Source organism: Nocardia takedensis NBRC 100417 (assembly GCF_000308695.1).
Lineage (GTDB): Bacteria > Actinomycetota > Actinomycetes > Mycobacteriales > Mycobacteriaceae > Nocardia > Nocardia takedensis.
On the sequence record NZ_BAGG01000037.1, the window covers coordinates 1 to 11,557 of the forward strand.

At 71.5% G+C, this 11,557-nt stretch carries 11 protein-coding genes and 1 pseudogene; 3 read left to right on the forward strand and 9 right to left on the reverse strand.

The window, feature by feature from the left end; genetic code table 11:
* From ON30_RS09110 to sucB, 6 genes and pseudogenes are all read right to left on the reverse strand, one after another.
* Window positions 1-241, reverse strand: a pseudogene (locus ON30_RS09110) (hypothetical protein); the annotation flags it as partial.
* A gap of 137 nt (window positions 242-378) precedes the next feature.
* On the reverse strand, window positions 379-1,395 hold the full coding sequence (gene lipA, locus ON30_RS09115) for a lipoyl synthase (protein WP_040705763.1): 1,017 nt from the start codon (window positions 1,393-1,395) through the stop codon (window positions 379-381).
* Window positions 1,392-2,123, reverse strand: a complete 732-nt coding sequence (lipB, locus tag ON30_RS09120; protein ID WP_040705774.1) for a lipoyl(octanoyl) transferase LipB — start codon at window positions 2,121-2,123, stop codon at window positions 1,392-1,394. Before lipB ends, lipA begins: the two co-directional genes overlap by 4 nt.
* Before the next feature lie 25 nt (window positions 2,124-2,148).
* Window positions 2,149-2,700, reverse strand: a complete 552-nt coding sequence (locus ON30_RS09125) for a GNAT family N-acetyltransferase (RefSeq protein WP_051029109.1) — start codon at window positions 2,698-2,700, stop codon at window positions 2,149-2,151.
* Window positions 2,697-3,605: a TIGR01777 family oxidoreductase gene (locus tag ON30_RS09130; RefSeq protein ID WP_040705764.1), complete on the reverse strand. Its 909-nt coding sequence runs from the start codon at window positions 3,603-3,605 to the stop codon at window positions 2,697-2,699. Before ON30_RS09130 ends, ON30_RS09125 begins: the two co-directional genes overlap by 4 nt.
* 25 nt (window positions 3,606-3,630) lie before the next feature.
* Entirely contained in the window at window positions 3,631-5,379 is a 1,749-nt protein-coding gene (sucB, locus tag ON30_RS09135) for a 2-oxoglutarate dehydrogenase, E2 component, dihydrolipoamide succinyltransferase (protein WP_040705765.1), read from the reverse strand.
* A gap of 260 nt (window positions 5,380-5,639) precedes the next feature.
* On the opposite strand from sucB, the gene ON30_RS09140 reads away from it, so the two are divergent.
* Window positions 5,640-6,002: a hypothetical protein gene (locus ON30_RS09140; RefSeq protein WP_040705766.1), complete on the forward strand. Its 363-nt coding sequence runs from the start codon at window positions 5,640-5,642 to the stop codon at window positions 6,000-6,002.
* Window positions 6,003-6,036: 34 nt separating this feature from the next.
* On the opposite strand, the gene ON30_RS09145 is transcribed toward ON30_RS09140, so the two are convergent.
* The gene (locus ON30_RS09145) at window positions 6,037-7,548 is read right to left on the reverse strand and encodes a leucyl aminopeptidase (RefSeq protein WP_040705767.1); all 1,512 of its coding nucleotides are present in this window, start codon (window positions 7,546-7,548) and stop codon (window positions 6,037-6,039) included.
* A 136-nt stretch (window positions 7,549-7,684) separates the two neighbouring features.
* Between ON30_RS09145 and gcvT the strand changes: the two genes are divergently transcribed.
* Together gcvT and ON30_RS09155 are read left to right on the forward strand one after the other, a co-directional pair.
* Window positions 7,685-8,785 (forward strand): glycine cleavage system aminomethyltransferase GcvT, encoded by a 1,101-nt coding sequence (gene gcvT, locus ON30_RS09150; protein ID WP_040705768.1) that lies wholly within the window; start codon window positions 7,685-7,687, stop codon window positions 8,783-8,785.
* Between the two features lie 64 nt (window positions 8,786-8,849).
* The gene (locus ON30_RS09155) at window positions 8,850-9,950 is read left to right on the forward strand and encodes a branched-chain amino acid aminotransferase (RefSeq protein WP_040705769.1); all 1,101 of its coding nucleotides are present in this window, start codon (window positions 8,850-8,852) and stop codon (window positions 9,948-9,950) included.
* Between the two features lie 16 nt (window positions 9,951-9,966).
* On the opposite strand, the gene ON30_RS09160 is transcribed toward ON30_RS09155, so the two are convergent.
* Together ON30_RS09160 and ON30_RS09165 are read right to left on the reverse strand one after the other, a co-directional pair.
* Window positions 9,967-10,680 carry an MBL fold metallo-hydrolase gene (locus ON30_RS09160; RefSeq protein WP_040705770.1) on the reverse strand — a complete coding sequence of 238 codons (714 nt, stop codon included), beginning with the start codon at window positions 10,678-10,680 and terminating at the stop codon, window positions 9,967-9,969.
* Between the two features lie 105 nt (window positions 10,681-10,785).
* Window positions 10,786-11,541, reverse strand: coding sequence for an adenosylcobinamide-GDP ribazoletransferase (locus ON30_RS09165; protein WP_040705772.1), 756 nt, complete (start codon window positions 11,539-11,541; stop codon window positions 10,786-10,788).
* Window positions 11,542-11,557 lie beyond the last annotated feature (16 nt).

The following is an 11,557-nucleotide window of genomic DNA, read 5'->3' on the forward strand; positions in this document are numbered from 1 at the left end:
ACAGCAACGTCAGCGCGCGGTGCACGTGATCGCGCACCGCCACCACCTCCCGCTCCACCACGACCACCGGTTCGGCGACCCCCGCGTCACCGAGCACCGCCGTCTCCCACTGGTTCTCCACCCGCCGCAACTCCGCCCGCAACCGCCGCGCCGTCGCCCGATCGCCCCCCGCCGCGGCCCGCCGAACCTCCGCCCGCAGCCCGGCGATCCGCTCCTCGAGCTCGACCGCTGAATCCTTCATGCGGGCAACGTACGCACAGCTTCCAGTGAAGTCCAGTATTTCCCAGTCTTCCCGCGTGTCGGCATGGCTGAAGGTTCGCTCGGAACGGCGAAACCCCGCGCGGCGTGTGGCTGCGCGGGGCTCGGCGGCTCGGCGAATCAGCGGCCGTAGCGGGCCAGGACGGCTCCGGCTTCTTGGGCGGCGGTGCCTTCTTCGGCGAGATGGGCCATGGCCGGGGGGATTTCGCGGCCGTGGTGGGTCATGGCCTGGGCGTAGAGGCGGCCCGCCCGGTAGGAGGAGCGGACCAGGGGGCCCGCCATGACGCCCGCGAAGCCGATCTCCTCGGCGACGCGGGAGTGTTCGACGAATTCCTCCGGCTTGACCCAGCGGTCGACGGGGTGGTGGCGGGGGGAGGGGCGCAGGTACTGGGTGATGGTGAGGATGTCGCAGCCGGCCTCGTGCAGGTCGCGCATCGCCCGGGTGACTTCTTCCGGGGTCTCGCCCATGCCCAGGATCAGGTTGGACTTGGTGACCAGGCCCGCGGCCTTGGCGGCGGTCAGCACGGCCAGCGAGCGCTCGTAGCGGAAGGCGGGGCGGATGCGCTTGAAGATGCGCGGCACCGTCTCCAGGTTGTGCGCGAGCACTTCGGGGCGGGTGGAGAAGACCTCGGCGAGTTGGTCGGGGTCGGCGTTGAAATCGGGGATGAGCAGTTCGACGCCGGTGTTCGGGTTGACCGCTTTGATGGCGCGCACCGTCTCGGCGTAGAGCCAGGCGCCGCCGTCGTCGAGGTCGTCGCGGGCCACGCCGGTGATGGTGGAGTAGCGCAGACCCATGGCCTGCACGCTCTCGGCGACACGGCGGGGCTCGTCGCGGTCGAGGGCGGCGGGTTTGCCGGTGTCGATCTGGCAGAAGTCGCAGCGGCGGGTGCACTGTTCCCCGCCGATGAGGAAGGTGGCCTCGCGGTCCTCCCAGCATTCGAAGATGTTGGGGCAGCCCGCTTCCTCGCACACCGTGTGCAGGCCCTCGCGCTTGACCAGGCCCTTGAGTTCGGTGTACTCCGGGCCCATGGTGGCGCGCGTGCGGATCCATTCGGGTTTGCGCTCGATCGGGGTTTCCGCGTTGCGCGCTTCGATCCGGAGGAGTTTGCGTCCCGCAGGTGCTTGAGCCGAGGTCACGAGTTCGACCTTACGCCTGCGCCGTCGACGCGCGTGATGTCGTGCGCGGTGACCGGCAACTCACCGTCGAGCGCGCGCACGATCGCGGTGGCGACCAGCGGTTTGACCTCGGCGACGGTGACGTCGCGGCCGAGTTCGCGGCTCAGGGTGGTGACCCCGGCGTCGCGGATGCCGCAGGGCACGATGGCCTGGAAGCCGTCCATGGCGGAGTCGCAGTTCAGCGAGATGCCGTGCAGGGCGACCCCGCGTTGCACGCGCACGCCGATCGCGGCGATCTTGCGTTCGGCGAACACCTCGGTGGCGGGCAGCCAGACCCCCGAGCGGCCTTCGACTCGCCCGCAGTCCAGGCCGAAACCGGCCACTACCGAGATAAGGGCTTCCTCGAGGCGGCGCACGTAGCGCACGACGTCGACCGGTTCGGCCAGGCGCACGATCGGGTAGCCGACGAGCTGACCGGGGCCGTGCCAGGTGATCTTGCCGCCGCGGTCGACCTCGATGACCGGGCTGCCGTCGACGGGCAGGTCCTCGGCCTCGGTGCGGCGGCCCGCGGTGTAGACCGAGGGGTGCTCGAGCAGCAGCAGACGGTCGGGGCCGACGCCGTCGGCGCGTTCGGCGGCGTACCGGCGTTGCAGATCCCAGGCCGCGTGGTAGTCGATGAGTCCGAGGTCGTCGATCGCGATCGGGGTGGTATCGAATCGAGCGGACCGTTCGGTGCGCGTGTCGTTCACCAGCACGACGTTACGCCGAGGGCGTTCACCGCCCGTGCGGACGTGGTGTGTCCGCGCCCACAGCCGCGTCGGCGCGTTCCGGGTCGATCGGGATGGTGCGTTGCAGCAGGGTCAGATCCATCCAGCGGCCGAATTTGTGACCGACCTCGGGGAGGTGCCCGACCTCGACGAAGCCGAACCGTTCGTGCAGGGCGATCGAGCCGAGGTTGGCCGATTCGACGGCCGCGATGATCGTGTGCACGCGACCGGAACGCTCGGCGTGCTCGAGCAGGGCGGTCAGCAGGGCGACGGCCAGTCCGCGGCGCTGGAACCGCTCGGCGACGTACACCGAGTTCTCCACGCAGAAGCGGTATCCGACCTTGGGCCGCCACTGGCCGTAGCTGGCGTACCCCGCGATCTCGCCGTCGACCTCGGCGACCAGGACGGGCATTCCCGCCGCGGTGCGGTCGCGCCACCAGGTCTCGCGGTCGTCGAGACCGACCTCCTCGATGTCCCAGATCGCGGTCGAGGTGGCGATGTTGGCGTTGTGGATGGCCAGGACGGCGGGCAGGTCCTCGACGCGCGCGTCGCGGATCACCGCTCGTCCCCGTCGCCGCCGAGCACCGCGGCCAGCGCCGCGCCGATGGTGGGATGGCGGAAGTGGTAGCCGGCCGTCTCCAAGGCGGTGGGGATGGCGCGCGGCCCGCGCAGCACGGCCTCGTCGGCGAATTCGCCGACCACCGCCCGCAACGCGAACGCGGGCACCACCAGCGGCGTCGGCCTGCGCAGCGCCCGGCCGACGGCCCGGCTGAACTCGGCGTTGGTGACCGGGGCCGGTCCGACCGCGTTGATCGGCCCGCGCACGGTCTCGTGGGTCAGCGCGAAGACGATCGCGCCCACCTCGTCCTCCAAGGAGATCCACGGCGAGTACTGTCGCCCGTCGCCGAGGCGACCGCCCAGGCCCAGCGAGTACAGCGGGCGCAGCGCTTGCAGGATGCCGCCGTGGCGCGAGAGCACCGCGGCGCTGCGGACCAGCACGGTGCGCACCCCCGCGGCGGTCGCGGGCGCGGTGGCGGCTTCCCAGTCCCGGCACAGTGTCGCCAGGAAACCCGTTCCCGCGTCGGAGGTCTCGTCGACGACCCGGTCACCCGCGCCGCCGCCGTAGTAGTGCACGCCGCTGGCGTTGACCAGCGTCGGCACTCCCGCGGCGGCGACCTCGCCCGCCAATACGTCGGTCGGGGTGATCCGGCTGTCGCGCAGCAACTGCTTGTAGCCGCCGTTCCAGCGTTGTCTTCCTACGCCGGCCCCGCACAGGTTGACCACCGCGTCCGCGCCGCGCAGCGCCCGCCCGTCCAGTTCGGCGCGGGCCGGGTCCCAGCTGAATTCGTCCGGCGCGGCGGCACGGCGGCGGACCAGTCGGACCACGTCGTGCCCGTCGCGGCGCAGAGCCGCGACGAGCGCCGTCCCGATCAGACCGGAGGACCCGGCGATCACGACCTTCATACGTGACAGAAGACCTTTCCTGGATTTACAGGCCCAGATCCGCCTCGAACGCCGCTTCCTCGAGCCGGTGCCGGATGGTGGTCAGGAAGCGACCGGCGTCCGCACCGTCGATGAGCCGGTGATCGTAGGTCAGCGGCAGGTAGCACAGCGACCGGACGCCGATGGACTCGTTGCCGTTCTCGTCGGTGACCACGCTGGGCCGCTTGACGATCGCGCCCGTGCCGAGCATGCCCGCTTGCGGCGGGAGCAGGATCGGGGTGTCGAACAGCGCGCCCTGGCTGCCGATGTTGGTGATGGTGAACGTGCCGCCCGCCAACTCGTCCGGCTTGAGTCCGCCGTTGCGGGCCCGGTTCGCGATATCGGCGATGGCGCGGGCCAGTCCGGCCAGCGACAGGTCGCTGGCGTTGTGGATCACCGGGGACAGCAGCCCCTGCGGGGTGTCCACGGCGATGCCCAGGTGCACCGACGCGTGGTAGGTGATCTCCTTGCTGGACTCGTCGTAGCTGGCGTTGACGTTCGGGTGGGTGCCCAGCGCCTCGACGACGGCCTTGGCGAAGAACGGCAGGAACGTCAGGTTGACGCCCTCGCGCTCCTTGAAACCGGCCTTGGCCTGGTTGCGCAGCGCGGCGATCCGGGTGACGTCGGCCTCGTGGACCTGGGTCAGCTGCGCGGTGGTCTGCAACGATTCCCGGGTCTTGGTGGCGGTGATCTGCCGGATGCGGTTGGCCTTCTGCACGGTACCGCGCAGGTGGGCCAGTTCGGCCGCGGGCGCGGCGGCCTTGGCGGCGGGCGCCTTCGCGGCCGGGGCCGCGGGTGCGGCGGCGGGCTGCGGGGCGGGAGCCTTCTTGGCCTCGGCGGCGGCGAGCACGTCCTGCTTGCGGATGCGGCCGCCGACGCCGGAGCCGGTGAGGCTGTTCAGATCGACGCCGTTCTCGTCGGCCAGCTTCCGTACCAGCGGGGTGACGTACGGGGTGGCGCCGTTGCCCGAGGAGTCGGCGGGCGCGGCGGCGGGGGCTTTCGCGGGGGCGGGAGCCTTGGGCGCGGGGGCCGCGGCCTTCGGTTCCGGCTTCGGTTCCGGCGCGGGCTCGGGCTTCGGTTCGGGCTTGGGCGCGGGTTCCGGTTCGGGCTCCGGCTCCGGTTCGGGGGCCGGGGCGGCGGCCGCGGGAGAACCGCTGCCGATGACGCCGAGCTGACCGCCGACGGCGACGACGTCGTCCTCCTGGGCGGTGATCTCGAGCAGGGTGCCCGCGACCGGGGAGGGGATCTCGGTGTCGACCTTGTCGGTGGAGACCTCGAGCAGCGGTTCGTCGACGGCGACTTCGTCACCGACGGCCTTGAGCCAGCGGGTGACGGTGCCTTCGGTGACCGACTCGCCCAACTCCGGCATCTTCACGGGGGTGCCGGAACCGTCGGAGGGGGCGGCCTCGGCCGCGGGGGCGGGCTGCTCGGCTTCCTGCTCCGGTTCGGGTTCGGCGGCGGCTTCGGGCTCTTGCGCGGCTTCGGGTTCGGGTTCGGCGGCGGGCGCGGGTTCCGCACCGGCGTCGCTGATCACACCGAGTTCCCCACCGACCTCGACCACATCGTCTTCGTTGGCGACGATCTTCGACAGGACACCGGCCGCGGGGGACGGGATCTCCGTGTCGACCTTATCGGTGGAGACTTCGAGCAGGGGCTCGTCTACCTCGACCGTGTCTCCTTCCTGCTTCAGCCACCTTGTCACCGTTCCCTCGGTGACGCTCTCACCAAGAGCCGGCATCTGGACGGAGAAGGCCATGTCAGTTGACTCCTCTGACTGCTCGACGGGTTCTACAACAGTTGTTCTCGCGGCGGACACCCACCGCGGTCGCGGTGGAAGTCCTTGAAGCCACTGATCATTGTGTGGCACCGGAGATCGTTGGGTGGTTCTTGTACCGCGAACCATCCTTGCACTCGTCCGCGTGGCGTGTAGCACAGGGCAGCGATCTTCCCGGGGCCGGCAAGATGGACGGCACCGGCGGTGAGGTTCGCGCCGCGGGCGGAAGGAGGTGCACGCCCATGGGGCTGTGGGATCGAGTGCGTGCCGCCGTGACCAGGGGCGGCCCCCGTGCACGGGCGATGACCTCGCGTGATGCCGATGCCCGCTACCTGGCCGAGTGGGTGCGCGCCCGCACCGGGGTGGAGGGGTTCCTCGAACCGAAAACCACCGTGACCGATGTCACTGTCGTGCTCGTCGCGGGGGACGGGGAATGGACCCGGCGCGTCGTCGGCGAACGCGGAGCACGCCGACTGGCCGCGGATCTGCGCATCCCCGTCCACGACGTCGGCCGCACCGGCTATCCGCAGCGGATGCGCGACCACGACGCCCGGCGGCGGGTCGAACGCCGCCGCGCCTTCGAGGAGGATCTGCGCGACCTGTGAGGGCGCCCGGGCCGTGACCCGAGCGCCCCGGCCGTCATTCGGCGGCGATGTCCTCGATCACGGCGATCAGCGTGCGGACCGGGACGCCCGTGCCGCCCTTGCCGATGTAGCCGAACGGGCCGCCGGTGTTGTAGGCCGGCCCGGCGACGTCGAGGTGGGCCCACTGCACGCCCTCGGGCACGAATTCCTTGAGGAACAACGCGGCCGAGAGCATGCCGCCCCAGCGGTGCGGGGCGACGTTGGCCAGGTCGGCGATCTTGGAGTTCAGATCCGAGCGCAACTCGGCGGGCAACGGCATCGCCCAGCCGTGTTCGCCGACCTCGCGCGAGATCCGGGCCACCCGATCGCGGAACGCGTCGGTGCCCATCACCCCGGGGGTGCGGGTGCCGAGCGCGACCATCTGCGCGCCGGTCAGCGTGGCCACGTCGATGAGGTACTCGGGGGAGTCCTCGCTCGCGCGCACGATCGCGTCGGCCAGGATCAGTCTGCCCTCGGCGTCGGTGTTGAGCACCTCGACGGTGGTGCCGCCGTACTGGGTGAGCACGTCGCCGGGCCGCTGCGCGGTGGCCGAAGGCATGTTCTCGGCCATCGGCACCGTCGCCGAGACCGTCACCGGCAGACCGAGACGGGCCGCGAGCAGCGTGGTCGCCACGACCGCGGCCGCCCCGGCCATGTCCGAGGTCATGTTCTCCATGTTCGCGGCGGGCTTGATGGAGATGCCGCCGGTGTCGAAGGTGATGCCCTTGCCGACCAGCGCGATCTTCTTCGGCCCGCCCGAGTAGGTCAGCCGGACCAGGCGCGGCGGCCGCGAGGACCCCTTGCCGACGCCGAGCACGCCGCCGTAGCCGCCCGTCTCCAGTTGCTTCTCGTCGAGCACCTCGACCTCGAGGCCCGCGGCCTCGGCCAGCGTCGCGGCGCGGGAGGCGAATTCGGCCGGGAACAGGTGGCTGGGCGGGGTGTTCACGAAATCGCGCGCGGTGGCGACGGCCTCGGCGACGAGTTGGGCGCGCAGCAGGTCGGTGACGCCGAACTCGGCGTCGGGCACGAGGAATTCGACCCGCACGACCGGACGTTCGTCGGGTTTGGGCGCGGATTTGCCCGAGCGGAACGGCGTGAAGGTGTAGGCGCCCAGGTAGAAGCCCTCCGCGGCCGCGCCGAGGTCGACGCCCGACAGGGTCGTGACCACGAGTTCGGTGCCGCTGAGCGAGCGCGCCGCCACGCCCGCGGACCGGCGGATCTGTTCGGCGTCGAGCTTCTCGGGCGAGCCGAGACCCACCGCCAGCACGCTGGTGACCCCGGCGAGCGCGGCGGGCGCGGGAATCCGGGTCAGCTCCTCGGCCTTGCCCTTCGCGCCGACCGCGCCGAGCTGATCGAGCAGGTCCGCGCGCAGGTCCGCGGTCAGGATGTCACCGAACAGGTCCTCGGGCACGATGGCCGGGCCGTTCTCCGAGGACGTCAGGCCGATGACGAGCACATCGGTGTCGGGGCCGAGGGATTCGGTGCGTGCCAGCTCCGGTCCGAGCGGGCGATCTGCAACAGCGGTCATGGGCACAGGCTATGCGCTCGCGCCCCGATAGCGCAGAGCGACGCCGGTCGACGGCAGTTCACCGCGATGTCGCCGCGATGTGGGCGCGGGGTCGCGTGCTCGACCCGCCGGGGGAGCGGAGGGCTAAGCTCGGCGGGTGACCGAGACCAACCCGCGGCGCGGACCCATCCATGAAGTGCACGTCGAGCTCGGGGCGAGTTTCGCGCCCTTCGGCGGGTGGGAGATGCCGGTGTCCTACGCGGGCACGGTGGCCGAGCACCAGGCGGTGCGCACCACGGTCGGGCTGTTCGACGTCAGCCATCTCGGCAAGGCCACAATCGCCGGTCCGGGCGCGGCGGCGTTCGTGAACGCGGCGTTGACCAACGATCTGGCGCGGATCCGGCCGGGCAAGGCGCAGTACACGCTGTGCTGCGACGCGGACGGCGGCGTGATCGACGATCTGATCGCCTACTACGTCGACGCCGAGGAGATCTTCCTCGTGCCGAACGCCGCCAATACCGCGGCGGTGGTGCGGGAGTTGAGCGCCGCGGCGCCGGAAGGCGTCACTGTGACGGATCAGCACACCGACTTCGCCGTGTTCGCGGTGCAGGGCCCGCGCTCGGTGGAGGTGCTCACCGCCCTCGGCCTCCCCGCCGATCTGGAGTACATGGCCTTCGCCGACGCCGAGTGGGCGGGCGGTCCCGTGCGCGTGTGCCGCACCGGCTACACCGGCGAGCACGGCTACGAACTGCTGCCGCGCTGGAACGACGCCGCGCCGCTGTTCCGCGCGCTGGTCGAGCAGGTGCGCGCGGCCGACGGGCAACCCGCGGGTCTCGGCGCGCGCGACACGCTGCGCACCGAGATGGGCTACCCGCTGCACGGCCACGAACTCTCCCACGACATCACCCCCGTGCAGGCCCGCTGCGGCTGGGCGGTCGGCTGGAAGAAGCCGGAGTTCTGGGGTCGGGCGGCCCTCGAACGCGAGAAGGCGAACGGCCCGCGTCGAATCCTCATGGGGCTCAAGGCGATCGATCGCGGTGTGCTGCGGCCGGGGCAGGCCGTGCTGCGTGACGGCGAACCGGTCGGCGAGACCACCTCGGGCACTTTCTCCCCGACCCTCAAACTCGGCATCGCCCTGGCTCTGCTCGACACCGAGCGGGATCTGCAACCCGGCGAGGAGGTCGAGGTGGACGTGCGAGGGCGACGTTTGCGCGCCGAGGTGGTGCGCCCGCCGTTCGTGCGGACCCGCACCTCGTGAGTCCCGCGCCAGAGGTGACCAACGCGAGAAAAGTCGGAAATCGGTGCCGGATAGGATCAGGCGCATGACCGTCGCCGCGCAGTTCACCCGCATCTCCCATCCCGCGCCCACCCAGGCGCAGCGGGTACAGGAGATCCTGACGGCCCCCGGTTTCGGACGCTTCTTCACCGACCACATGGTCTCCATCGACTACACCGAGGGCGAGGGCTGGTCCAACGCCCGCATCGAGCCCTACGGCCCGCTCGCGATGGACCCGGCGACCATGGTCTTCCACTACGGGCAGGCGATCTTCGAGGGCCTCAAGGCCTACCGCCAGGGCGACGGCGGGGTGTCCTGTTTCCGCATCGACGCCAACGCGGCCCGCTTCCGGCGCTCGGCGCGCCGGATGGCGATGGCCGAACTCCCCGACGACCTGTTCATCGAATCGGTGCGCCAACTGCTCGAGGTCGACCGCGACTGGGTGCCCGCGGCGGGCGGCGAGGAGTCGCTGTACCTGCGGCCGTTCATGTTCGCCACCGAGGCCGGTCTCGGCGTGAAACCCGCCTCCTCCTACAAGTACCTGCTGCTGGCCTCGCCCGCGGGCGCCTACTTCCCGCGTGGGGTCAAGCCGGTGCGGGTGTGGCTGTCCACCGAATACGTGCGCGCCGCGCCCGGCGGCACCGGCGAGGCGAAGGTGGCGGGCAACTACGCCTCCTCGCTGCTGGCCCAGGCCCAGGCCACCGAACAGGGCTGCGACCAGGTGGTGTGGCTGGACGCCTGCGATCGGCGCTACGTCGAGGAGATGGGCACCAACAACCTGTTCTTCGTCTTCGGCTCCGGTTCCGAGGCCCGGTTGGTCACCCCGGAACTGTCCGGTTCGCTGCTGCCCGGCATCACCCGCGACTCCCTGCTGACCTTGGCCGCCGATTCGGGATTCCCGGTCGAGGAGCGCAAGGTGTCGGTGGAGGAATGGCGGCAGGGCGCCGAATCCGGGGAGATCACCGAGGTTTTCGCGTGCGGCACCGCCGCGGTCATCACCCCGGTCGGCTGGGTGCGCTCGGGTTCGGGCGAATTCGCCATCGGCGGCGGCGAACCCGGCGAGGTCACCATGGCGCTGCGCGACACCCTCACCGGCATCCAGCGTGGCACCTTCGCCGACATCCACGGCTGGATGCGCTCGATGTGAGGCGCGGCCCGGCGGCTCAGCCGGGCATCAGCATGCGCCACTGTTCGAGGGTCTGCGGGCGCAGGACGTAGTTGTTGTCCTTGACCGTGGACAGCGGCGCGCTGGGCAGATCCGAGTACCAGTGCCCCGGGTAGACCACCGGATCACCCGCCAACTCCGCCAGATTGCGCAGGCTGCGGAACATCTCGTCGGAGTCGCCGCCGGGGAAGTCGGTGCGCCCGCACCCGTCGATGAACAGCGTGTCGCCCGCGATCAGCCTGTCGTCGAACAGGAAGCACTGGCTGCCCGGCGTATGGCCGGGGGTGTGCAGTAATTCGATGTCGAACGCGCCGACGGAGACCTTGTCGCCGTGGGCGTGGCCGGTCAGTTCACTCGCGGCGATCCCGGTGACACCGGCCACCCAGTCCAGTTCCTGCGCGTTCACGTGCACCGGCACGCTGACGGTCTCGAGCAGTTCGCGCACGCCGCCGAGGGTGAAGCCCATCATGGTGCCGCCGACGTGGTCGGGGTGGTGGTGGGTGGCCAGCACACCCGTCACCCGCAGGCCGTCGGATTCGGCCGCGGCCACCAGATCCGCCGCCGCGTAGGCGGGGTCGACCACCACGCACTCACCTGTCTCCCGGTCCCCGATGAGATACGCGAAATTTCGCATCTGCGTCGCGATGGGATCGCCGACGGCGTAGTCCCGGCCGGACAGCAACTGGCGGAAGTAGAGGCGCTCGGAAGACATGGAACTCACCTTATGTCGTGACTGAGACGGTAGGCATCCCGGTGTGACCGCCGCCGCTTCCGCGAGGGCGGGTCGCGCGCGGCAGGCTGCGCGAGCAGGGGCGGCTCAGGGGTGCAGCGCGCAGCCGACCGCGATGACCGCGACCGAGATCTCCACGGCCGCACCGAGTACGTCCCCGGTGAGCCCGCCGAAGCGGCGGACGGTGTGTCGCACCAGCGCCACCGTCACGGCGACGGCCGCGACCACCGTCAGCGGTCCCAGCCACGGGCGGTCCGGCGTCGCGAACACCGCCGCCGCGACAGCGGCCAGCGCCCACGCCGCACCGAGCAGGACCGGTTGTGTCCCGGCCACCAGCGCGCCGAAACCGGTCCCCGGCGCGGCCGACACCCCGCGACGGCACGCCAGGACCACCACGACCCGACCGGTGGCCACCGCCGCGCCGAGCGCGAACCACTGCCGGTGCTCGGCCAGCGCGGCGAAGGCCGCCGCCTGCAGGCCGAGCACGAGTACGATCGCCGCCACCCCGAACGGCCCCGCCGACCCGGATTTCATGATCTCGCGGGCGCGCTCGGGCGGCCCGTAGCTGCCGAGACCGTCCGCGGTGTCGGCCAGACCGTCCAGGTGCATGCCCCGGGTGAGCAGCGCGCACGCGGCCACGACCAGCAGTCCGGTGATCGCGGGACTCGCCCCCGCGCCGTCGGCGAGTCGGGCCAGGCTCGCCGCCGCGCCGCCGAGCAGCACGCCCACCAGCGGGGCCACGGCGATCGCGCGGCCCGCGGCGGTCCGATCGACCGCGTCGGGGCCGCCCACCGGCAGCACCGTCAGCCAGGACAGCGCCAGTCGCAGCCCGCCCGCCGTCACTTCGTCAGGTCGAGCC

Bases quoted from the DNA above. Each gene is read 5' to 3' on its own strand.
- ON30_RS09130 (WP_040705764.1), bottom strand. From the start codon at position 3,605: ATGAAGGTCGTGATCGCCGGGTCCTCCGGTCTGATCGGGACGGCGCTC.
- sucB (WP_040705765.1), bottom strand. From the start codon at position 5,379: ATGGCCTTCTCCGTCCAGATGCCGGCTCTTGGTGAGAGCGTCACCGAG.
- ON30_RS09140 (WP_040705766.1), top strand. From the start codon at position 5,640: ATGGGGCTGTGGGATCGAGTGCGTGCCGCCGTGACCAGGGGCGGCCCC.
- ON30_RS09145 (WP_040705767.1), bottom strand. From the start codon at position 7,548: ATGACCGCTGTTGCAGATCGCCCGCTCGGACCGGAGCTGGCACGCACC.
- ON30_RS09155 (WP_040705769.1), top strand. From the start codon at position 8,850: ATGACCGTCGCCGCGCAGTTCACCCGCATCTCCCATCCCGCGCCCACC.
- ON30_RS09160 (WP_040705770.1), bottom strand. From the start codon at position 10,680: ATGTCTTCCGAGCGCCTCTACTTCCGCCAGTTGCTGTCCGGCCGGGAC.